General features: G+C 68.1%; 16 protein-coding genes. 6 read left to right on the forward strand and 10 right to left on the reverse strand.

The features are described 5' to 3' along the window. Positions 1 to 6 precede the first annotated feature (6 nt). The 3 genes from hutG to BLR51_RS14810 are packed head-to-tail and all read left to right on the forward strand — an operon-like array spanning position 7 to position 2,939. On the forward strand, positions 7 to 804 hold the full coding sequence (gene hutG, locus BLR51_RS14800; RefSeq protein ID WP_089848309.1) for an N-formylglutamate deformylase: 798 nt from the start codon (positions 7 to 9) through the stop codon (positions 802 to 804). Beyond that, positions 801 to 2,198, forward strand: a complete 1,398-nt coding sequence (locus BLR51_RS14805) for a formimidoylglutamate deiminase (RefSeq protein WP_089848311.1) — start codon at positions 801 to 803, stop codon at positions 2,196 to 2,198. Before hutG ends, BLR51_RS14805 begins: the two co-directional genes overlap by 4 nt. Before the next feature lie 3 nt (positions 2,199 to 2,201). Then, the gene (locus BLR51_RS14810; RefSeq protein WP_089848313.1) at positions 2,202 to 2,939 is read left to right on the forward strand and encodes an IclR family transcriptional regulator; all 738 of its coding nucleotides are present in this window, start codon (positions 2,202 to 2,204) and stop codon (positions 2,937 to 2,939) included. Here the strand turns inward: BLR51_RS14810 and BLR51_RS14815 are convergent. The 8 genes from BLR51_RS14815 to chvE all read right to left on the reverse strand — a co-directional run bounded on the left by BLR51_RS14815 (position 2,936) and on the right by chvE (position 14,117). Further along, entirely contained in the window at positions 2,936 to 5,440 is a 2,505-nt protein-coding gene (locus BLR51_RS14815) for a cation:proton antiporter (protein ID WP_089848315.1), read from the reverse strand. The genes BLR51_RS14810 and BLR51_RS14815 overlap by 4 nt on opposite strands. 111 nt (positions 5,441 to 5,551) lie before the next feature. Next, positions 5,552 to 6,601, reverse strand: coding sequence for an aldose epimerase family protein (locus BLR51_RS14820; protein WP_089848317.1), 1,050 nt, complete (start codon positions 6,599 to 6,601; stop codon positions 5,552 to 5,554). Then, positions 6,594 to 7,523: a Gfo/Idh/MocA family protein gene (locus tag BLR51_RS14825; protein WP_089848320.1), complete on the reverse strand. Its 930-nt coding sequence runs from the start codon at positions 7,521 to 7,523 to the stop codon at positions 6,594 to 6,596. The genes BLR51_RS14820 and BLR51_RS14825 overlap by 8 nt, the downstream gene beginning before the upstream one ends. Then, positions 7,520 to 8,395 carry an SMP-30/gluconolactonase/LRE family protein gene (locus BLR51_RS14830; RefSeq protein WP_089848323.1) on the reverse strand — a complete coding sequence of 292 codons (876 nt, stop codon included), beginning with the start codon at positions 8,393 to 8,395 and terminating at the stop codon, positions 7,520 to 7,522. The genes BLR51_RS14825 and BLR51_RS14830 overlap by 4 nt, the downstream gene beginning before the upstream one ends. Continuing rightward, positions 8,395 to 10,143, reverse strand: a complete 1,749-nt coding sequence (araD, locus tag BLR51_RS14835; protein ID WP_089848325.1) for an L-arabinonate dehydratase — start codon at positions 10,141 to 10,143, stop codon at positions 8,395 to 8,397. Before araD ends, BLR51_RS14830 begins: the two co-directional genes overlap by 1 nt. Before the next feature lie 63 nt (positions 10,144 to 10,206). Then, entirely contained in the window at positions 10,207 to 11,439 is a 1,233-nt protein-coding gene (gene mmsB / locus BLR51_RS14840; RefSeq protein WP_242656748.1) for a multiple monosaccharide ABC transporter permease, read from the reverse strand. A 19-nt stretch (positions 11,440 to 11,458) separates the two neighbouring features. Beyond that, complete coding sequence (mmsA, locus tag BLR51_RS14845; protein WP_089848329.1) at positions 11,459 to 12,976, reverse strand: multiple monosaccharide ABC transporter ATP-binding protein; 1,518 nt, start codon at positions 12,974 to 12,976, stop codon at positions 11,459 to 11,461. 76 nt (positions 12,977 to 13,052) lie between these two features. Continuing rightward, complete coding sequence (gene chvE, locus BLR51_RS14850) at positions 13,053 to 14,117, reverse strand: multiple monosaccharide ABC transporter substrate-binding protein (protein WP_089848331.1); 1,065 nt, start codon at positions 14,115 to 14,117, stop codon at positions 13,053 to 13,055. A 127-nt stretch (positions 14,118 to 14,244) separates the two neighbouring features. Between chvE and BLR51_RS14855 the strand changes: the two genes are divergently transcribed. Continuing rightward, positions 14,245 to 15,174, forward strand: coding sequence for a LysR family transcriptional regulator (locus BLR51_RS14855; RefSeq protein ID WP_089848333.1), 930 nt, complete (start codon positions 14,245 to 14,247; stop codon positions 15,172 to 15,174). 3 nt (positions 15,175 to 15,177) lie between these two features. Here the strand turns inward: BLR51_RS14855 and BLR51_RS27735 are convergent, their stop codons facing one another. Next, positions 15,178 to 17,898, reverse strand: coding sequence for a beta strand repeat-containing protein (locus tag BLR51_RS27735; protein ID WP_089848335.1), 2,721 nt, complete (start codon positions 17,896 to 17,898; stop codon positions 15,178 to 15,180). Positions 17,899 to 17,990: 92 nt separating this feature from the next. After that, positions 17,991 to 20,489 (reverse strand): calcium-binding protein, encoded by a 2,499-nt coding sequence (locus tag BLR51_RS28475; protein ID WP_278184862.1) that lies wholly within the window; start codon positions 20,487 to 20,489, stop codon positions 17,991 to 17,993. A gap of 412 nt (positions 20,490 to 20,901) precedes the next feature. Between BLR51_RS28475 and BLR51_RS14870 the strand changes: the two genes are divergently transcribed. Together BLR51_RS14870 and BLR51_RS14875 are read left to right on the forward strand one after the other, a co-directional pair. Next, positions 20,902 to 21,531 carry an isochorismatase family protein gene (locus BLR51_RS14870; protein WP_089848340.1) on the forward strand — a complete coding sequence of 210 codons (630 nt, stop codon included), beginning with the start codon at positions 20,902 to 20,904 and terminating at the stop codon, positions 21,529 to 21,531. Further along, a complete protein-coding gene (locus BLR51_RS14875; protein ID WP_089848342.1) occupies positions 21,528 to 22,403 on the forward strand; it encodes an isocitrate lyase/PEP mutase family protein in 876 nt (291 codons plus the stop codon). The genes BLR51_RS14870 and BLR51_RS14875 overlap by 4 nt, the downstream gene beginning before the upstream one ends. Positions 22,404 to 22,414: the final 11 nt, after the last annotated feature.

Here is a 22,414-nt window from a genome sequence, read left to right on the forward strand (position 1 = left end):
TGCGCGATGACCCCGCTTTATGACCGGATCGCGGGCGACGGCCCGATCCTGCTGAACGTGCCCCATGCCGGCACCGACCTGCCCGAGCCGCTGCGGCAGCGCCTGCGCCCCGACGCGCTGGTGCTGCGCGACACCGACTGGCACATGGACCAGATCGCCCGCGAGGTGCTGCCAAAGGGCGCAAGCCTGCTGGCCGCCCGGCCCTCGCGCTATGTGGTCGATCTGAACCGGCCCCGCGATGACGTGCCTTTGTATGCGGGGGCGACCACCGGGCTGATCTCCACCATCGATTTTGACGGGACCCCGCTTTACCGCGACGGCGCCGAGCCGGACGAGGCCGACCGCGCGCAGCGGCTGGCGGAGGTCTGGGATCCCTATCACGCCGCCCTTGCCGCCGAGATCGCGCGCATCCGTGCCGCGCATGGCTATTGCCTGCTGCTGGACGTGCATTCGATCCGCGCCCATGTGCCGCGCCTGTTCGAAGGCCGGCTGCCCGACCTGAACCTTGGCACCAATTCCGGCGCCGCCTGCGCGCCTGCGCTGTCCGATGCCGCCTTTGCCGCGCTGACGCAAAGCGGGCTGTCGGCGGTGCGCGACGGGCGGTTCAAGGGCGGGTTCATCACCCGGCATTACGGCCAGCCGCAGCAGGGCGTGCACGCGCTGCAGATCGAGATCGCGCAGGACTGCTACATGCTGGAAAGCCCGCCATGGACCCTGCGGCCCGAAGGGGCCGAGCATCTGCGCGGCGCGCTGCGCGGGCTGCTGGCGGCCATGGCGGGATTCACCCCGGAGGGCGCGGCATGACCCGTCTGGCCGGTGCCCATCTGAAACAGGCGCTGACCCCAGAGGGCTGGCAGCGCAACCTGTCGGCGGAGTTTGCCGCCGATGGCACCATCGCCACGCTGGTGCAGGATGACAACCCGCGCGGCCTGCCGGTTTATGACAACCCGGTGGTGCCCGGCATCACCAACCTGCACAGCCACGCCTTTCAATATGCCATGGCGGGCCTGTCGGAGGTGCGGCGCAACCCGGTGGACAGTTTCTGGTCATGGCGCGACATCATGTATTTCTTCGCGCTGACCCTGTCGCCCGAGGACATGCGCGCCATCGCGGCGCGGCTTTATCTGGCGCTGCTCAAGGGCGGCTATACCGGGATCGTCGAATTTCACTATGTCCATAACGATCTGGACGGCAGCCCCTATGCCCGCCCCGAAGAACTGTCGCTGGCGATCTTCGACGCAGGCGAGCAGACCGGGCTGGAGCTGACGCATCTGCCGGTCTTCTACGCCCATTCCAATTTTGGCGGCCTGCCCCCCACCGACGGGCAGCGGCGCTTCATCACCGATGCCGACCGCTACGCCGCGCTGCTGCAGGCGCTGGCGCCGCGCGCGGAAAGGGCCGGGCACCGGCTGGGGATCGCGCCGCATTCGCTGCGCGCCGCCACGGCGGAGGACATCGCGCGGCTGATGGATCTGCGACGCAGCCTGCTGCCGGGCTGTCCGGTGCACATCCATGTCGCCGAACAGGTCAAGGAGGTGGAGGATGCGCTGGCTTTCGGGCAGCGCCGCCCGGTGGAGATGCTGTTCGATCACGCCCCCGTCGATGAGGCATGGTGCCTGATCCATGCCACCCATCTGTCGGATGCCGAGGTGAGCCGGATCGCCCGGTCGGGCGCCGTGGTGGGGCTGTGCCCGATGACGGAATCCAATCTGGGCGACGGCATCTTCCGCGCGCCCGACTATCTGGCGCAGGGCGGGCGGTTCGGCATCGGGTCGGATTCCAACATCGCCACCTCTGCCGCGCGGGAACTGGAACAGCTGGAATACAGCCAGCGCCTGCGCGACCGGCAGCGCAACGTGCTGGCCGCCGAGACGCAGCCGCATGTGGCCGCCAACCTCTGGACCCGCGCGGCGGCGGGAGGCGCGCAGGCGGCGGGGCGTCCCATGGGCGCGCTGGCCGTGGGCGGCATGGCAAGCTTTGTGGAACTGACCAGCCCCGAACCCGCCGCCATGGCGGTGGTGGGTCGCGACATGGCGCTGGATTACCACGTCTTTGCCGGGCGCGGGCTGCATGTGGGCGATGTGGTGGTGCGCGGGCGCCGCGTGCTGAGCGCGGGCCAGCACCCGGAGGAGGAGGCGATCCTGCAGGGCTATGCCAAGGCGATGGCCCGCATCGGCACGCGGCTGGACGCGCGCTGAGCCATGGCGCGCGAGGCAGACTATCGCGCCAATGCGCTGGTGCGGGGGCTGGCGATCCTGCAGGGCTTCACCCCGCGCCAGCCGGAACTGACCCTGTCAGAGATCGCGGCAGGACAGGGCATCACCAGCTCCGCCGCCTATCGCGTGGTGGTGACGCTGGAACAGGAAGGCTATCTGGCGCGGCAGGGCAACCGCTACCGGCTGGCGGCGCGGGTCATGGATCTGGGCTATCGCTATCTGGGCTCGCTCGATGTCTGGGATCTGGCGCGCGCCCCCGCCGAGGCGCTGCGCAACGCCACCGGGTTCACCGTGCATGTGGCGGTGCTGCAGGGGACCGAAGCCGTCTATATCCACCGCGCGCTGTCGGAGCGGGCCATGGTGTCGAACGTGCCGGTGGGATCGCGGCTGCCCGCCTGCCAGACCACCATGGGCCGGGTGCTGCTGTGTGATCTGCCCGGGGCCGAGCTTGACGCGCGGTTCGCGGGCTATGCGTTCGGCCCCGCCCCCGACAGCCTTGCCACGCTGAAGGCATGGCTGGCCAAGGACCGCGCCCGGGGCCATGTGGCGCAGGCGTCGGATCTGGCGCCCGGCACCTTTGCCATCGCCGCCCCGATCCGGTCGCGGCAGGGGCGGCATGTGGCGGCGATCAACCTGTCCGGCCATGTCTCGCAGCTGGGGGCGGAGCCTGCGCTGGTGGCGCAGGTGCGCGCGGCGGCGGATCAGATTTCGGGGCTGCTTTAACCGTCTTCGGGCAGCAGCGCCTGCAGGTCGAGCCCGCGCTTCTGCCCGCTGTCGCGCACCGCCTGCCGCAGCTTGGGGCTGCGTTTCAGCAGCCGGACAAACCGCGTCTCGTCCAGTTCCAGCAGGGTCGAGGGCGCGATCGCCCGCACATGCGACTTGCGCGGCCGCGCCATCAGGATGGCCAGCTGTCCGCACATCTCGCCGCGTCCCAACCGCCATGTCTGGCCTGCGGTTTCCTGTTCCAGCGCGCCGGAGGCGATGAACCACACGCTTTTCGGCGGGCTGTCGCGGCGGATGATGACATCGCCGGGCCCGACATAGCGCGCGCGCAGCACCCGCGACAGGCGGCGCAGCTCGCCCTCGTCCAGATCGGCGAACAGCGGAAACTGCCGCACCAGTTCGGTGCGCTGCACATCCAGATCCAGGGGCGGGCGCCGTTCGGCGCGGGTGCGGCGCGCGGCCAGATCCTGCGTCAGCGCGGTATAAAGCTCGGGCCCGATCAGCCCGTCCTCGCGCATCGTGGCATATTCGCGCTCCTCCAGCCGCAGGGCGGTGCGGCGGATGAAGCGGCGCTCCAGCTCTTCGGCGTAACCGGGATATTGCAGGCGCAGCGCGTCGAGCGCGGTTTCCGCCGCCTCCTGCCGCCGGGCCAGCAGATCATGCAGCAGATCGGCGACGCGGCGGCCATGGATGCGGCGGATGCGCCCGTCGATGAATCCGTCCAGATCGCGCAGGATCAGCCGCTGCGACAGCAGCAGATCGAAGCGGTCCGCCGTCATCCGCGCCAGCGGGCCAGAAAGCCGCAGCCGGTTATGCGCGAACAGCGCCGAGCGCAGCGCGGGACCATAGGCCAGCGCCCGGCGCGCGGCGCGCTGATAGCCCAGCCTGCCGCCGCTGCGCGCGCCCTCGATCAGCCGGTCGCAGTCGCCAAGCGCGGTCTGCGCCAGCCGCAGCGACAGGGTGCGGTCGCGGATGCGCTGCGTGGTGGCATCGCGTTCCGCCCCCGCCAGCGCGATCAGCCCCAGCGTCACCCGGTCGCGGTCAAGGATTTCGCGGGCATCCTCCGCCGCCTCCACCGCCTTGTCGAGCCGGGCGGCAAAGCGTTTCGCCTCGCCGCGCACGATGTCGCGGTCCAGCTCATAGGTTTCGGTGGTGCGCGCCACTTCCTCGCGCACGGTCTGCAGGGCCACGGCGATGACCTGATCGCTCAGCGCCTGATCCAGCGGCGCCAGCCGGTCCAGCCCCAGCCTGCCGATCACCCAGCGCAGCGAGGTGCCCTGCACGATCAGCGTGAACAGCGTGAACCCGGTGGCAAGGATGCCGACCACGCGCTTGATCTCCAAAGGCACGCGGAAACTTTCGGTGACCGCCAGCGCCAGCGCCAGCGTGACCGCGCCACGCAGCCCGCCCCACAGGATCGCGGCGCGGTAGGGCCGTTCCACCTCGGGCGACAGGCGCAGGCGGCAGAGCAGCGGCAGCAGCCCGAACAGCACCACGGCGCGGGCGGCGATGGCGGCGCCCACCACCACGCCGACCAGCAGCAGATCGCTCCAGCGCACGTCATCCAGCAGGCGCGGGATCAGCAGCGCGGCAAGGATGAAGATCAGCGCGCCCGCCCAATGCGCCAGCAGATCCCAGACCTCGTTGAGGTTGGTCCATGCGGCGGGCGGCATCCGCCCCGGCGCCACGAGGTTCAGCGTCAGCCCCGCCGTGACCACCGCGATCACCCCCGAGGCGCCGAAAAGCTGTTCCGACGCGACATAGGCCAGATAGGGCAGCGCCACCGACACGCTGATCTGCGCGCGTTCATATTGCGCCAGCCCCGACATGGCGATGACGCCCGCCTGCGCCATGACCCAGCCGGTCAGCGCCCCCGCCCCCAGCAGATAAGGGAACCGCGCCAGCGCGCTGCCCAGCGTCGGATCCGGCACGCCCATCATGACAAAGCCCATGAACAGCCCGAACAGCGCAATGGCGGCGGCATCGTTGAGCAGGCTTTCGCCTTCGATGATGCGGACCAGACGGCGCGGGGCCGCGATGGAACGGAATATGCCCACCACCGCCGAAGGGTCCGTGGTCGACACGATGGCGCCGACCAGCAGGCAGGCCATCAGCGGCAGCGTGCTGGTATAGGCCAGCGCATAGCCCACCCCCAGCGTGGCCACCACCACGGCCACCACCGCCAGCACGAGGATCGGCACCCAGTCATCCAGCATCCGCCGCAGGTTCATGCCCAGCGTTGCCTGAAACAGCAGCGTCGGCAGGAAGACATAGAGGAAGACGTTGGACCGGATCGGCAGGTTGATGATGACCTCGGCCACCGGGTTCAGCGCGTCGGTGATCTCGGTCTGCAGGAAGAAGATGGCACCGCCGCCGATGAGGATGCCCAGTAGCGCCAGAATCGCGCTGTAGGGCAGGCGCAATCGGGCCGCCAGCGGTTCCGCCGCCGCGATGACAAGAAACAGACAGGCAATGACAGCGGTGACAAGAACGACATCCATGCCGATCTGATACTGCGCCTTTGCGCCTCAGAGAACAGGGTTTTGCCGAATATTTCGTGATATGTCAGCGGGCTGGCGAAAGGGCGCGCAAGCGCGCGCGCCCCTGCCCGCTCAGGGGGCGGGAAAGCTCAGATCCAGCCGGGTTTCGGCGCGGTCGCCGGGGCGCAGCACCGGATCGGGCGCACCCCAGTCGGCGGGCATGTTCACGGCATTGGGCCAGTGCTGCGGTTCCAGACAGATGGCATCATGACGGCGCGGCGCGTGGCCCGCCTTGCCGGGCACGGATCCGTCCAGATAGTTGCCGGTATAGACCTGCAGCCCGGGCAGGTTGGTGTGCATCACCATGCGCCGCCCGCTGACCGGGTCGGTCAGTTCGATCCGGTCGCCGTCAAGACACAGGCAATGGTCATAGCCCACCAGCGCCCCCGACCGCATCGCGGTCAGCGGCATCCGCCCCTCGCGGAAATCGAAGGGCGTGGCCCCGACCGAAGCAACGCCGGTGGGCAGGCTCAGATCATCCACTGGCAGATAGTGCGCGGCGGGCACGGTCAGCCGCATTTCCAGCGCGGAATTGGGCCGCGTCACCAGCGTGGCAACCCCGGCCAGCGCAAAGAAGCTGTGATTGGTCAGCGACACCGGGCAGGGCGCGTCGCCTTCGGCCTGCAGCGTGATCGTCAGCCGGGGCGTGCCCTGCGGATCCTCGCGCAGCGCGTAATGCGCCGTCACCCGCAATTCGCCGGGAAAGCCCTGATCGCCCTCGGGGCTGACCAGCCCCATCACCACCTCATCCTCGCCCATCCCCAGCAGCGTCCAGTTGCGGCGGTCGAACCCGTCCGGCCCGCCATGCAGGGTGGTGCTGCCTTCGTTGGTCAGAAGCTGGTGGTCGGCCCCGTCCAGCGTGAAGCGCCCGCCCGCGATGCGGTTGGCGACCCGGCCCACCGTCGCGCCGTAAAAGCGGCGATGCGCCAGATAGGGGGCAAAGTCGTCATGGCCCAGCACCACATCCTGCAGGTCGCCGTTGCGGTCGGGCAGATCCAGCGACTGCAGCGCCGCGCCATAGGTCATCACCCGCGCCGTCACGGCGCCCGCGCGCAGCGTGATGCGGGTGACCGGGCTGCCATCGGGCATATGGCCAAAAGTCTCGGAGACGGGATCAGTCATGGAAAGGCTCCGTCATCTGGCGTTCCCCCAGCAGGAAGGCATCGGCCACCAGCTGCAGCGGCGCCAGATCGACATCGCGCTGCCCGGCGGCGATCAGCTCGGCGAAGCGGGCGTAAAGCCTGCGGTATTCGCGATCTTCGGCGCTGATCCGCGCCGCGCCATCGACAAAGAGCTTGGCCCCGCCTTCGCGCAGCAGCACCTCCGGCCCGTCGGTTTCCACATGGATGTCCCATGTCTGCGGCCCGGTCTGGCGCCAGTCAAACTCTGCCTCGACCGGCGCGCCGCGGCTGGTCTGCAGGGACAGGCGCGCGGCGATGGGGGCCTGACAGTTTTCCGGCACCTCCAGCAGCGCCGACAGCGGAAAGACCGGATCGGGCAGGATGCGGGTCAGGATCGACAGCGCGTTGATGCCGGGATCAAAGACGCCCAAGCCCCCCGCCTGCCAGATCCATTGCTGGCCCGGATGCCAGTGCCGCACATCCTCTTTCCAGTCGATGCGCACGCGGCGGATCGTGGCGCCTGCCAGCAGCGCGCGGGCCTCTTCGACCGCGGCCGCCTCGCGCGAATGCCATGTGGCGAACAGCGTGACGCCCTGCGCCTGCGCCAGCCGGTCCAGCGCCATGACCTCGGACACGCTGGCGCCGGGGGGTTTTTCCAGCATCACATGCTTGCCCGCCCGCAGGGCCGCGGCGGCCTGCGCAAAACGCCCCTGCGGCGGGGTGCAGAGCGAAACGGCGCCCAGATCCGGCTCTGCCGCCAGCATCGCGTCGATGTCGGCATAACCGGGCAGACCGTCAAGGCTGGCATTGCGGCTGGCGATGGCGGCCAGACGGAAGGCGGGCACATCTTCGAGCGAGGGCAGATGCTGGTTGCGGGCGATGGTGCCAAGCCCGACAAGGCCCAGCGGGATGGCATGCGTCATGGTCTGTCTCCGGTGAGCAGAAAGGCGGGTTCGGCGCGGCCCTGTCCGGCCTGCGGCAGCGCAAAGGTGGCCCCCGACAGCGGATGTTCGGCCCGCGCGGCATCGGTCAGCCCCTGCGTGGCAGAGGTGACGTAAAGCGTGGTCAGATCGGGGCCGCCAAAGGCGGGGCAGGTGCTGTGCGGGGCGGGCAGCGTGACCCGGTCCCCCAGCGTGCCGTCCGGGCTGACCCGGATCACCGCACCCTCCCCCCAGAGCGCGACCCAGAGCGTGCCCTCGGCATCGGTCACCGCCCCGTCGGGCGCGAGGCCAAGGCGCGAGAAATCCACCAGCACCCCCGGCGCCTTGACCGGCCAGCCATGGTCATCCAGCCGGAAGCGGTAAAGCAGCCCGGCGGCGGTGTCGGCGAAATAGGCGCGGCTGCGGTCGGGGGCAAAGCAGATGGCATTGGGGATCGAAAGCCCCGCCGCCAGCCGCCGCAGCTCACCCTGATGAAAGCGGTAGAGCGCGCCCGCCCCGTGTTCGGCGGATTTGCCCATGGTGCCGATCCAGAACCCGCCCCACGGATCGCAGCGCCCGTCATTGGACCGGGTGACGGGATTGTCCGCCTCCAGATCCACCAGCGGCGTCAGCGCGCCGTGGCGCAGATCCAGCACCAAAAGCGCGCTGTCAGAGGCGACCAGCAGGCGGTCGCGGTCGATCCATGCGGCGGCGGAACACATCTGCGGCAGCGCAAGATCATGCCGCGCGCCGCTTTCCGGATGGTGCGACAAGAGCCGCCGTCCGGTGATGTCGAACCAGAACAGTTCCTGCCGGAGAGGGTGCCAGAGCGGCCCCTCCCCCAGCGCACAGATCCTCTGGTCGAAAGGCTCCATCAGTGGCTGTCCTTGCCCACGTCATTGCCCCGGCAGCCGCGCAGGAAATCCAGATCCGCGCCGGTATCGGCGCCCGACACATGCGCCTGATGCAGCCACGCATAGCCGCTGGCGGGCAGGTCATGCGACGGCGCCCATGCCGCCAGCCTTTCGGCCAGCTCTGCCTCGGGGATGTCCAGATGCAGGCGGCGGTTCGGCACGTCGACCTCGATCATGTCGCCGGTGCGGACCACGGCCAGCGGCCCCCCGGCGGCAGCCTCGGGCGAGGTGTGCAGGATCACCGTGCCATAGGCGGTGCCGGACATGCGCGCGTCGGAAATGCGCACCATGTCGGTGATGCCCTTGCGCAGCACCTTGGGCGGCAGGCCCATATTGCCGACCTCGGCCATGCCGGGATAGCCCTTCGGCCCGCAGTTCTTCAGCACCATGACGCAGGTCTCGTCGATCTCCAGCGCCTCGTCGTCGATCTTGGCCTTGTAGTCGTCGATATCCTCGAACACCACGGCGCGGCCGCGATGGGTCAAAAGGTGCGGCGAGGCGGCGGAGGGTTTCAGCACCGCGCCCTTGGGCGCCAGATTGCCCTTCAGCACGGCGATGCCGCCCTGCGGGGTCAGCGCGCGGTCCAGCGGCAGGATCACGTCTTCGTTGTGGTTGACCACATCCTTGACCTCGTCCCAGATGGTCTGGCCCGACACGGTCAGCGCGTCCTTGTGCAGCTGCCCGCCCTCGCCCAGCCGTTTCAGCACGACGGGCAGGCCCCCGGCGTAGAAGAATTCTTCCATCAGGTATTTGCCCGAGGGCATCAGGTTGACGATGGTCGCCACGTCGCGGCCGCAGCGGTCCCAGTCTTCCAGCGTGATGTCGACGCCGACGCGCCCCGCAAGGGCCAGCAGGTGGATCACCGCATTGGTGGATCCGCCGATGGCGCCATTGGTGCGGATGGCGTTTTCGAACGCCTCCTTGGTCAGGATGTCGGAGGGTTTCAGATCGTCCTTGACCATCTGCACGATGCGCCGCCCCGACAGCTGCGCCATGACGCGGCGGCGGCTGTCCACCGCCGGGATCGCGGCATTGCCCGACAGCGCCATCCCCAGCGCCTCCGCCATGGAGGCCATCGAGGACGCGGTGCCCATGGTGTTGCAGGTGCCCGAGGAGCGCGACATGGACTGTTCCGCGTCAAGGAATTCGTCCTGAGTCATCTCTCCGGCTTTGACCATCTCCGAGAATTTCCACAGATGCGTGCCGGATCCGACCCGCTCGCCCTGGAAATAGCCGTTGAGCATCGGCCCGCCGGTCACCACGATGGAGGGCACGTCGCAAGAGGCGGCGGCCATCATCAGCGACGGCGTGGTCTTGTCGCAGCCGACCAGCAGCACGGCGCCGTCGATGGGCTGGCCGCGCAGCTGTTCCTCGATGCTGAGCGCGGCAAGGTTGCGGAACATCATCGCCGTGGGGCGGAAGGTGTTTTCCGAGGCGCTGAACACCGGCACCTCGACGGGGAAACCGCCCGCCTCCCAGACGCCCGCCTTCACCTTTTCGGCCAGTTCGCGCAGATGGCCGTTGCAGGGGGTCAGATCCGACCAGGTGTTCAGGATGCCGATGATCGGGCGCCCGTCGAACAGGTCATGCGGATAGCCCTGATTTTTCAGCCAGCCCCGGTGATAGATCGTGTCGCGCGAGGTGCCGGAATACCAGTGCGTGGACCGCAGCTTGCGCGGCCATGGGGCGGGGGTGAAGGTCTTGGACATGGGTGCTCCGGTAAGGAGGGACCGGGACAGGAGTCCCGGCCCGTGAGATCGGGCAGGCGGGGGTCAGCCCTGCTTCTGCCGGTTGTAGACGTCGAAGATCACGGCGGCGAGCAGCACCAGCCCCTTGATCATCTGCTGGTAATCGATGCCGATGCCCATGATCGACATGCCGTTGTTCATCACGCCCATGATGAAGGCGCCGACCACGGCCCCCACGATCTTGCCAGAGCCGCCGGACATGGAGGCCCCGCCGATGAACACCGCCGCGATCACGTCCAGCTCCATGCCGAAGCCCGCCTTGGGGGTCGCGGTGTTGAGCCGCGCGGCAAAGACCAGACCGGCCAGCGCCGCCAGCACGCCCATGTTGACGAAGGCAAGGAAGGTCAGCCGTTCGGTCTTGATCCCCGACAGCTTCGCCGCCTTGCGGTTGCCGCCAAGCGCGTAGATGCGGCGCCCGATCACGGTTTTCTGCGTGACGAAGGCATAGATGATGATGAGCACGCCCATGGTGACCAGCACGTTGGGCAGGCCGCGGAAGGTGGCGATCTTGTAGCTGAGAAACAGCAGCGCCCCCAGCACGATGATGTTGCGCACCCAGAAGAAATTGATGGGCTCGCCTTCGATGCCATAGGCCTTGTCGCGGGCGCGTTCGCGCAGCCCCAGCCAGACGATGACGGTGGCCACGATCACGCCCAGCCCCATGGCCAGCACGTTGAAATTGCGCACGCCGAACAGCTCTGCCAGACCCGCCGTCGCCTCGCGCGGCAGGATGTCGGGCACGAAACCGGTGGACAGCAGCTGGAATTCCGCCGGGAACGGCCCCACCGACTGGCCCTGCAGCAGCAGCAGGGAGGCGCCGCGGAACACCAGCATCCCCGCCAGCGTCACGATGAAGGACGGGATCGCCCAATAGGCCACCCAGTAGCCCTGCGCCGCGCCGATCAGCCCGCCCAGCACCAGCGAGGCGAAGATGGTCACCGAAATCGGCATGTCCCATTCCACCACCATGACGGCGGCAAAGGCCCCGATGAAGCCCAGGACCGAGCCCACCGACAGGTCGATATTGCCCGACACGATGACGATGAGCATCCCCAGCGCCATGATGATGATGTAGCTGTTCTGCAGGAACAGGTTGGTGATGTTCACCGGGCGCAGCAGCGTGCCGCCGGTGACCACCTGAAAGAACGCCATGATCGCGATCAGCGCGAACAGCAGCCCGTATTCGCGCATGTGGCGCCGCAGATAGGAGCGCAGGCCCTGCGGCTCTGCCTGTCCCGTGCCCTCTGCCGTGTGCATGGTCATAACCCTGCTCTCCTTATTCCGACACGATGAGCGACATGATCCGCTCCTGGCTGGCCTCGGCGGCGGAAAGCTCGCCCACGAAGGCCCCTTCGTTCATCACATAAATGCGGTCGCACATGCCCAAGAGTTCGGGCATCTCCGACGAGATCATCACCACCGCCTTGCCCTGTGCGGAAAGGTCGTTGATGATGGAATAGATTTCGTATTTCGCGCCCACGTCGATGCCGCGCGTGGGTTCGTCAAGGATCAGCACCTCGGGGCTGGTGAACAGCCACTTGGCCAGCACCACCTTCTGCTGGTTGCCCCCCGACAGGTTGCCCACCTCCTGCATCACCGAGGGCGTGCGCGTGGCCAGCGCCCGGCGGTAGCGTTCGGCCACCTCGGTCTCCTCGGCCTCGTTCAGCACGCCGCGCGCCGACACGCCGTCCAGATGCGCCAGCGTGGTGTTGAAACGGATGGTCTCGTCAAGGATCAGGCCCAGCGTCTTGCGGTCCTCGGTCACATAGGCAAGCCCGGACTTGATGGCGCGGTCCACCTTGGACACGTCCACCGGCTGGCCATGCAGCCGCACCTCGCCCGAGATGCCGCGCCCCCAGCTTTGCCCGAAGATCGACATCGCCAGTTCGGTGCGCCCCGAGCCCATGAGCCCGGCGATGCCCACCACCTCGCCCGCGCGGACGTTGAAGGAAATGTCGTGGATCACCTGCCGTTCGGCATGTTCGGGGTGCCAGACGTTCCAGTCCGCCACTTCCAGCACCGTTTCCCCCGCATGGCGGGGCCGGTCGGGATAGCGCTGCGACATGTCGCGCCCCACCATGTCGCGCACGATCTGGTCTTCTTCCAGACCCTGCGCCGCATCCAGCCGCGACACCGCCATGCCGTCCCGGATGACGGTCACGGTATCGGCGACATAGCGGACCTCGTTCAGCTTGTGGCTGATGATGATGCAGGTGACGCCCTGCGCCTTCAGCTCCAGCATCAGATCCAAGAGCTTGCGGCTGTCGTTTTCCTGCAAGGCCGCGGTCGGCTCGTCGAGGATCAGCAGCTTCACGTCCTTGGACAGCGCCTTGGCGATTTCCACCAGCTGCTGCTTGCCGACGCCGATGCTGTCGACCAGCGTGCCGGGCGCGTCGCGCAGCCCGACCTTGGCCAGAAGCTCCTCGGTGCGGCGGAAGGTTTCCTGCCACTGGATGACGCCGCCGGTCTGGCGTTCGTTGCCCAGAAAGATGTTCTCGGCGATGGACAGCTGCGGGACCAGCGCCAGTTCCTGATGGATGATGACGATGCCGCGATCCTCGCTGTCGCGCAGGGTGCGGAACTGCGCCAGCGCGCCGTCATAATGGATTTCGCCGTCATAGCTGCCTGCGGGATAGACCCCCGACAGCACCTTCATCAGCGTGGATTTTCCGGCGCCATTCTCGCCGCAGATGGCGTGGATTTCGCCCTTGCGGACCGAGAGATTCACCCGGTCCAGCGCCTTCACCCCGGGAAACTCCTTGGTGATCTCGCGCATTTCCAGAAGCAGCGTCATGGGGTTGCCTGTCCTTGCGCCCCGGACCCGCGCCGGGGATGGGGGACTCCGCCCGCAAGGGGCGGAGCCTTTGGGATCACTTGATCTGGTCTTCGGTGTAATAGCCCGAGCCGATCAGACGCTCTTCCCAGTTCGACGCGTCGACGGGCAGCGGCTCCAGCAGGTAGGAGGGCACGACCTTGACGCCGTTGTCATAGGTGGTGGTGTCGTTGACTTCGGGCTCGGAGCCTTCCATCACCGCGTTGACCATGCCCACGGTGACGCGGGCCAGTTCGCGGGTGTCCTTGAAGATCGTCGAATACTGCTCGCCGGCAAGGATCGACTTCACGGACTGCACTTCGGCATCCTGACCGGTGACGATGGGCATCGCCAGATCGCCGGAGCCATAGCCCACGCCCTTGAGCGAGGAGAGGATCCCGATGGACAGGCCGTCATAGGGGGCGAGCACGCCGTGCACGTCCTTGTCGGTGTAGTTGGCGGACAGGATGTTGTCCATCCGCGCCTGAGCCACGGCGCCGTCCCAGCGCAGCGTGCCGACCTTGTCCATGCCCATCTGGCCGGACTGCACCACGATGTCGCCCGCGTCGATCAGCGGCTGCAGCACGGACATGGCGCCATCATAGAAGAAATAGGCGTTGTTGTCGTCCGGGCTGCCGCCGAACAGTTCCACGTTCCACGGCTTGCTGTCGGGGAAGCGCGATTCCAGACCCTCGACCAGCGAGGTGGCCTGCAGCACGCCGACCTTGAAGTTGTCGAAGGTGGCGTAATAGTCCACATCGCCGCTGTCGCGGATCAGCCGGTCATAGGCCACGATGCGCACGCCGGAGGCGGCGGCATTGGCCAGCGCGTTCGACAGGGTGGTGCCGTCGATGGCGGCGATCACCAGCACGTCGACGCCCTTGGTCACCATGTTCTCGATCTGCGCGAGCTGGTTGGGGATGTCATCCTCGGCATATTGCAGATCGGTGGCATAGCCCGCTTCTTCAAGCTGCTTGACCATGTTGTTGCCGTCGTCGATCCAGCGCGCCGAGCTTTTGGTCGGCATGGCGATGCCCACGGTGCCCTTGTCCTGCGCGAAGGCCGGAGCGGAGATCGCAGCAAGGCTGACCGCGAGCGCGCCCGCGAGTTTCTTCAGTTTCATCGGTATCCTCCCTAGGGGCCGCCCTCACGGCCCGAGACTCCCTGACGGGGTGACGCCGTTTTAGCCTTGCGCGACATACCGACCAAATACCAATATCGGCAATCTGTATAACAGAAAGGATATGCACATGGCGGGATCGCTGACCGACCTCCGGCCCGCGCAGGCGCGGCTGATCGCGGCCATCGCCGATCACGGGCAGCTGCAGGTGGCGGCCTCGCTCTGCCGGATGACCCAGCCTGCCGCGTCGCGGCTGCTGACCGATCTGGAACGCCAGCTTGGCACCAAGCTGTTCCAGCGCACGCCCAAGGGGATGGAGCCCACGCCCGCGGGCGCCCTGCTGGCCCGGCACGCGCGGCGGCTGCAGCACGATCTGGCGCGGCTTGCCGATGATTTCACCGACCTGCGCACCGGGCGCGGCGGCGTGGTGCGGGTGGGGGCGGTGACCGGCCCCGCGCTGGGGCAGCTGGTGCCTGCGGTGCAGCAGCTCAAGACGCAGACGCCCTCGGTCGACGTGTCGATCGAGGTGGCGCCCTCGCTGACGCTGGTGCAGGCGCTGGACCGGGGGGAGCTGGATTTTGTGCTGGCCCGGCTGCCGCCGCAGATGGACGAACAGGATTTTGTCGTGGAACCCGCCCGCGACGAGATCGTGCAGCTGCTGGTGCGGGCCAGCCATCCGCTGCTGGACCGGGGTCCGGTGGGCATGGCGGCGCTGCGCGACATGCGCTGGATCCTGCAGGTGCGCGGCGCGCCGATCCGCAACGCCATCGACACCGCCTTTCACGATGCGGGGCTGGCAGCGCCGCAGGACGTGATTTCCACCTCCTCGCTGCTGGCGATCATCGCGCTGCTGAAAGACAGCGACGCCGTGGCGCCCATGTCCAAGGAGGTGATCGACCTGATGCTGGAACCGCCCGTCTCTGCCGATCTGCGGCGGCTGGAACTGGACCGGCTGCTGACCGTGGCGCCCTATCTCATCATGCAGGCGCGCGGGCGGGTGCTGCCGCGCGCCGCCGAACGGCTGCTGCTGCTGGTGCAGGCCAGCATCCGCCAGATGTGAGGGTCAGAAGATCTCGATATCCGCCGCCGTCACCTGCGCGTTCTGCTCGAACGTCGCGACCAGAATCTGGTCGGCGGCCCCGGTGCCATCGGCATCGAACCAGAGCTGCCCCGAGGCGCGGTCAAAGATGAAGCGGTCATCGTCCTCCTGCGCCCGGGGTCCGGCCACGAACAGATCCGCGTCCAGCAGCCCCGCCGCCAGCCCGCCAAAGAGCGCGCCCTTCATCTTCAGAAGATCGCCCTCGTTCGCCTCGTTCACGTTGAAATCGATGATGCGGTCGACATTGCCCGCCCCCGGCGCGCGGTCGAAAACGAAACTGTCGGCGCCGCCCTGCCCGTTGAGCGTATCGCGCCCCTCGCGCCCGGCAAGGGTGTTGGCAAAGGGCGTGCCGACAATGGTGTTGGCAAGCCCGTTGCCGATGCCGTTGACCGCCACCACATCGCCCGCCGAGCTGCGCACCACCTGCAGGAACAGGTTTTCCACATTCGCCTCCAGCGCGTGAGAGCGGAAGGCGCGCACGGTGTCGATGCCCTCACCGGCCAGTTCCACCGCCGTGTCGCCGGGGGCGCGGATGAAATAGGTGTCGTTGCCCAAGCCCCCCACCAGCGTGTCGACGCCGCGCCCGCCATCCAGCAGGTTGTCCATGGCATTGCCGGTGATCACATTGGCCAGCGCATTGCCCGCGCCCAGCACCGCCTCTCCGGTCAGGGTCAGGTTTTCCACCCGCACCGCGTCCAGCCGGAAATCGATGCTGGCCTCGATCGTGTCGGTGCCGGTGGCGCCGCGGCCTTCCCGCACCTGATCGCCGATGTGATCGACGCGGTAAAGATCGCCGCCATCGCCGCCCACCAGCACATCCGCCCCCGCGCCGCCATCCAGCGTGTCGGCCCCGGCGGACCCCACCAGCGTGTCGTCAAACTCCGTGCCCTCCAGCCCCTCGAAGCCCGACAGATGCAGCAGGCCGGTGGCTTCGGCGGTCGGCTGCTGCGCCGTGCCCTGCGGGGTCAGCGACAGGCTGACCGCCGCACCATACCCCGCCAGCGACAGCGTGTCGGCGCCCGTGCCCCCCAGCAGCACCATGCGCGCGGCGGCATCGATGGGCGCCAGCGTCACGCGGTCATCCCCCTCGCCCAGCGACAGGCTGCCCAGACCCCGCGCGCCCAGGCTCACCACATCGTCGCCGCCGCCCAGCTGGACCGCCCCCGCGCCCCCCGTCAGCACCAGCGTGGTGCTGGCGCGGCCCGTGACCTGCAGGCTGCCGACATAGCCTGTGGCGGCGATGTCCTGCACCGTGCCGTCGCCCGACAGGGTGATCTGCTGCGCCCCGCCCGCCCCAAGGCGCAGCGTGTTGTTGCCCAGATAGGAGTAGACGGATTCGACATTGCCGCCCGCCGTGGTCAGCACATTGTCGCCCTGCCCCAGCTTCAGCATGAAGATCCGCGCGGTGCCGCCCAGCACCACCGTGTCATCGCCATCGCCCATCTGCAGGCTGTTGATGCGCGCAGCGCCCCCCAGCGTGACCGAATTGCCGCCATGGCCCAGCTGTGCGGTGTCGATCCACGCATCGTCGCGCAGCGCCAGCACCGCCCCGCCCCATGTGGTCAGGCCCGACAGGCTGGCCTGCGCCGTCAGGGTCACGCTGTCGCGCCCGTCGCCCAGATCGGCGCTGCCCACATAAGACGCGCCCTCCAGCAGCAGGGTGTCGGCGCCGCCATAGCTCAGCACCTGATTGACCTGCGCGCTGTCCGACAGGTGCAGGCTGTTGTCCCCCTCTCCCAGCTGCAGGCTCTGGCTGCGGCCGGTGCCGGTATAGCGCGCGGTATCATCGCCGCCAAAGGCGGTGACCGACCAGACAAAGCTGCCCGCTGCCACCTCCAGCAGGTTGTCGCCGCCGCCAAGCTGCGCGGCATTGGCGCTGCCGCCGCTGCGGATCTGCAGCGTGTCGTCGCCCTCTCCCAGCCCCAGCTGGTCGACAAAGCCGCCCGCCACCACCACCCGGTCGCGCCCGCCGCCCAAGGCCACCGCCCCGGCAGAGGCGCCCGCCGCCACCGTCACCACGCTGTCGCCCGCGCCGCTGACCGAGGCGGCAAACCCCGCCATCACCGCCAGCGTATCGCTGCCGGTGCCAAGGCTGACGCTTTGCGCGCCCGCGTTCAGCGTGACCGTGTCATCGCCATCGCCGGTGACCAGCGCGCCCAGAAAGCCGCTGCCGCCGATATAGGTGTTGTCGCCTTGCCCCATGCGGACCGAGCCCAGAAACCCCGCCCCGCCGCGCAGCAGGTCATCGCCAGCGCCAAGGCTGACCGACCCGACGCTGCCCGCGCCGGTGGTGATGTCATGATTGCCGTCGAACAGGTCGATGGCGCTGACCGGCTGGTCGCCGGTGCGCAGCGTCACGTCGCGGTCGCCGCCGGTGATGAACCGCACCTGCGTGGCCTTCAGCGTGATGTCCTGCGCGGCGCCGCCCAGATCCAGCGTGGTGATGCGCCGCGTGCCGCTGGCACTGTCGGTCAGCGTGACGCGGGTCTGCGGTTCGGCATCGGTGCGCAGGCGCAGCAGCCCGATATCCCAGTCGCCGGTCAGATCCAGCGTCACGCGGTAGGACGCATCGCCCAGAAACCCCGCCAGCGACAGCGCGTCGATATTGCCCGCCGTCCAGGGCGTGGTGGTGCCAAAAGCGCTGACCGGAGTGACGCCGTCCAGCGCAAGAGTTGCCGTGGCCATGTGGTCCGTCTCCCGCAGGGTGCCGGGGCTGCCTGCCCCTGCGGGGATAATGCCCGGATTTTCCAGACATTCGAGCCCCTATCGACGGGGCGTCAGACGAAGAAGATGTCCTCTGCCGTGACCACGGCCCCCTGATCGAAGGTCATCAGCAGGGTCTGCGCCCCGCCGCCGCTGCCATCGGCATCATACCAGAGCCGCCCGCTTCCCGCGTCAAAGATGAAGCGGTCACTGGCATCCAGCGCACGATCCCCCGCCACGAACTGCGACGGCGCAAGCCCGCCCGCCCCGATCCCGTCGAAGAGCGCGCTGCGGAACAGCAGGCTGTCGCCCTCATCCGCCGTGTTGGTGTTGAAATCCAGAATCCGGTCGACATTGCCCGCACCGGGGGCGGAGTCGAAGACGAAGGTATCGGCCCCCGCCTGCCCGCGCAGCGTGTCATTGCCCTCGCGGCCGGCGATCACGTTGTCATAGGGATTGCCGATGATGACATTGTCGAGCGTGTTGCCGATGCCGTTGATCTGCACCGCCTCCCCCGCCTGCGTCAGCACGCTTTGCAGATACAGCCGCTCCACATGCTCGGGCAGCAGGGTGGAGCGGAACGCCTTGACGGTATCGGCCTCCCCGCCGCCCGCCGCCTCCACCACCGTGTCGCCGGGGCTGCGCACCAGATAGGTGTCATTGCCCGCGCCCCCGATCAGCCTGTCCACGCCCTTGCCGCCGTCAAGGATGTTGGCGCCGCCATTGCCCCGGATGACATTGTCGAGCCCGTTGCCGATGCCGCGCACATCCGCCGTGCCGGTCAGCACCAGATCCTCGATATGCTGGCGGCCCATGAGGAAATCGACGCTGGAATAGACGGTGTCATGCCCCTCCCAGCGGTAGCTTTCCGCCACCCGGTCGCCCGGATTGTCGACATAGTAGGTATCCGATCCGGGCCCGCCATTCAGGATGTCAGCCCCCGCGCCGCCGATCAGCACGTCATCGCCCGCATTGCCGTACAGCGTGTCATTCCCCGCCTCGCCCTGCAGGGTATCGTTGCCCTCGGCGGCGTGCAGCGTGTTGCGCCCGGCATTGCCGATCACGAGATTGTCCAGATCATTGGCCACGATCACCGCATCGGCGCTGCCGGTCAGCTTCATGCGTTCCACCGCAGCACCGCGCAGGTTCATGGACACGGTGCCAAAGGCGCGGTCGATGCCCTCGTGCTCCAGCCGTTCCACCACCACATCGCCGGGATGGTCCAGATAATAGATGTCGCCGCCATCGCCGCCCACCATCACATCGGCGCCCGCCCCGCCGTCAAGCCGGTCTTCGCCGGTGGTGCCAAGCAGCAAGTCATCACCCGCGCCGCCCTCTGCCCGCGCGCCGTCGCCGGTCAGCCGGATCAGGTCGCTGGCCGGAGTGCCGGTCACATCCTCCCCCGACAGGCGGCTGTCGGGCAGCGCGCCAAAGCGGAACACCGCCGCATCCTGACCGCCGCCCGCCTCGCCCAGCGTCTGCGCCACGATCACGCCGCCCCCCGGACGCGCGGTCAGCGCCACGGGCCGCAGGTCACGGCCCAGCGGGCTGTCATCGGCAGACAGATCTCCCGCCTCATAGGACAGCAGCACCGCCCCGGCCGTGTCGCGCCAGTCCAGCACCGTGGCATAACCGCTGGGAAAGAAATCGTCGAAGCTTTCATAGATCGGCTGCTGCCACAGCAGGGCATAGCTGTCCGGCCCGGCGGCGGCGATGTCGAAGGGCGTGCTGTCATAGAAGCCCACCTCCAGTTTCGGGGTGGCGGCGCTGCCTTCCGCGTCAAACCGCTGCCAGTAGGTGCCGCCATAGAGGCTGCCCCAGAACGCCGCAAAGCTGCCATCCGGGGCCGCCGCCACGCTGGGGTCATAGGCGCCGCTGCCTGCAACCTCGAAGGGGAAATCGCCGGTGATCTCGATCCGGTCGCCGACAAAGGCGCCGCTGGCATCAAGCCGCTGCAGATAGGCATTGGTCAGCGCGGAGCTGGTGGCCGTGTCATCCTCGGTCGTCTCGGTATAGGCGATGACAAAGCCGCCGCCCGCCAGTTCGGCCATGTCGCTGATCCGGTAATCGGCACCGTCCATCTGCGGCAGGGCCACGGCGGGCCCCTCCGGCTGGAAGGTGGCATCCAGCCGCTGCGCCGCGATCTCTGCCCCGGCCTGTGCGACGACGGTGCGCAGCAGCAGGTAGCCGCCGCCGTCCAGCGCCACCAGACGGCTCTCCGCCGCGACGGTCCGTCCGGGCAGGTCAAGCGTGATGTCCTCTGCGGCGATCTCGCCACTGGCCGCATAGCGTGTCACCGTCGCGCGGGTATCGGCGCCCGCCGCGGCCAGCGTCATCACCGCAAAACCGGCCCCCGGCGCGGCGGCAATCGCCACATCCGGTGCGCCAAGATCAAGACGCCCGGAGACGAAGGCGCCCGCCCCGGTCAGGACGCGGCCATAAAGCGTGCCGCCCTCCTCCCATGTGGCCAGCAGGCGCGACGATTCGAGCGGCACAAGACCCTGCGCCTGCTGGTCGCCGGTCTGGGGAAGGCTGGTGCGGATGGCGGTGGGATAAAGGTCTTTGAAAGGCATAAAACGTCCTCCAAGAAGCGGGTCATAAAATCCTGAAGGAGGATGCATGGCGGCGCGGGGCAAGTCCAGCGCCCTGTGCCGCGCCTCGGTCGGGCCAGCGCCGAATTGCGATTGAATGCGCATTCAATAAGATCTAGTCTCCGCCGCAAGACAGCGACAGGAGGCCCGCCGTGGCATTCGACATCTCCCGCAGGGCCCCACGCCCCGGCCCCGGCGCCCTCTCGGCCGGGGTGGGTCGATTCCGGTCGCAGACACAGTGTCTTTCCGGGACATCCCGCCAGACCGGGCCCGTCGCGCCGCCCCCGGCGCGGCCCTTTCCATGCGGAGGGGTGGCGGCGCTGCAAGCGTATTCGACAGGCGGGCGCCCGCAGGGCCCCACAGATCCAGAGCACCGAGACGGAGGACAACAGGGATGAGTGAAGATCTGGGCGAAAACTACGCCCGCGCCTATGGCGGGCGGCTTGGCTTCGGCAAAAGGCCCGCGCTGATCCTGATCGATCTGGTCCGGGGCTATTTCGACCGGGACTGCGATCTCTGGGCCGATTGCGACGACGCGCTGGCCTCGGCGATCCGCCTGCGCGACGCGGCGCGCGCGGCAGGGGTGCCGGTCATCTATACCAATGTCGTCTATCACCCCAAGGCGCTGGATGGCGGGCGGTTCTACCAGAAGGCGCTGCCGCTGCGGCATTTCCTGAAGGGCAGCCCATGGGCGGACTGGGCCCCCGGCCTGACCCCCGCCGAGGATGAACTGGTGATCTCCAAACAGCATGCCAGCGCGTTTTTCGGCACCTCCCTCGCCCCGACCCTGACCACATGGGGCGTGGATACGGTCATTCTCAGCGGCGTTTCGACCTCGGGCTGCGTGCGCGCCTCCTGCGTCGATGCCAATGCGCATGGCTTCATCCCGATCATCCCGCGCGAGGCGGTGGGCGACCGCCACCCCGCGCCCCACGAGGCCAACCTGTTCGATATGAACGCCAAATACGGCGATGTCGTCTCGGAGGCCGAAACACTGACCTATTTTGCAGGAACGACAGCATGAAGAAGACCAGCCTGAAATCCGCCCTCGCCTCGGGCAAGTTCGTGGCGGCCCCCGGCCTGCATGACATGATCGCCGCCGTGGTCGCCAACACGTTCGACCTGCCCTTCGCCTATGCCTCCGGCTACTGGACCACCGCGTCGGCGCATGGTCTGCCCGATGCGGGCATCGCCACCTATTCCGAAATGCTGGACCGGGTCACCACGCTCTGCCGGGTCAGCAATGCCGCGATCATCGCCGATGCCGATACCGGCTATGGCGGGCTTCTGAACGTGCATCACACCGTGCGCGGCTATGAACAGGCCGGGGTGGTCGCGATCCAGATCGAGGATCAGGAATTCCCCAAGAAATGCGGTCACACCCCCTACCGCCGCGTGGTGCCGGCGATCGACATGGTCGAGAAGATCAAGGTCGCCTGCGAGGCGCGCAGTTCGGACGAGACGCTGATCATCGCCCGCACCGATGCCCGGCAGAGCGAAGGCTTTGAAGGCGCCGTCAAACGTGGTCTGGCCTATGCCGAGGCAGGGGCCGATGTGGTCTTCCTTGAATCGCTGGAAAGCACCGAGGAAATGCGCGAGGCCTGCCGCCGCATCACCGCGCCGATGATGGCGAACATGGCGGATGGCGGCCGGACCCCGATCCTGTCCGCGCGGGAGCTGGAAGAGATCGGCTATGCCATGGCGATCTATCCGTCGATGACCGGGCTTGCGGCGGCGCAGGCGGTGCAGACCGCGATGGCGGCCTTTGTCGAACATGGCACCTCGCAGACCCCGGCGCAGCCGCTGTTCGATTTCTCGGAATTCAACCAGCTGATCGGCTTCCCCGAGGTCTGGGAATTCGAACGCCGGTGGGCGCGCGACCGCAGCGCGGGCTGAGCCGCCACCCC

The organism is Salipiger marinus, assembly GCF_900100085.1.
Classification (GTDB): Bacteria; Pseudomonadota; Alphaproteobacteria; order Rhodobacterales; family Rhodobacteraceae; genus Salipiger; species Salipiger marinus.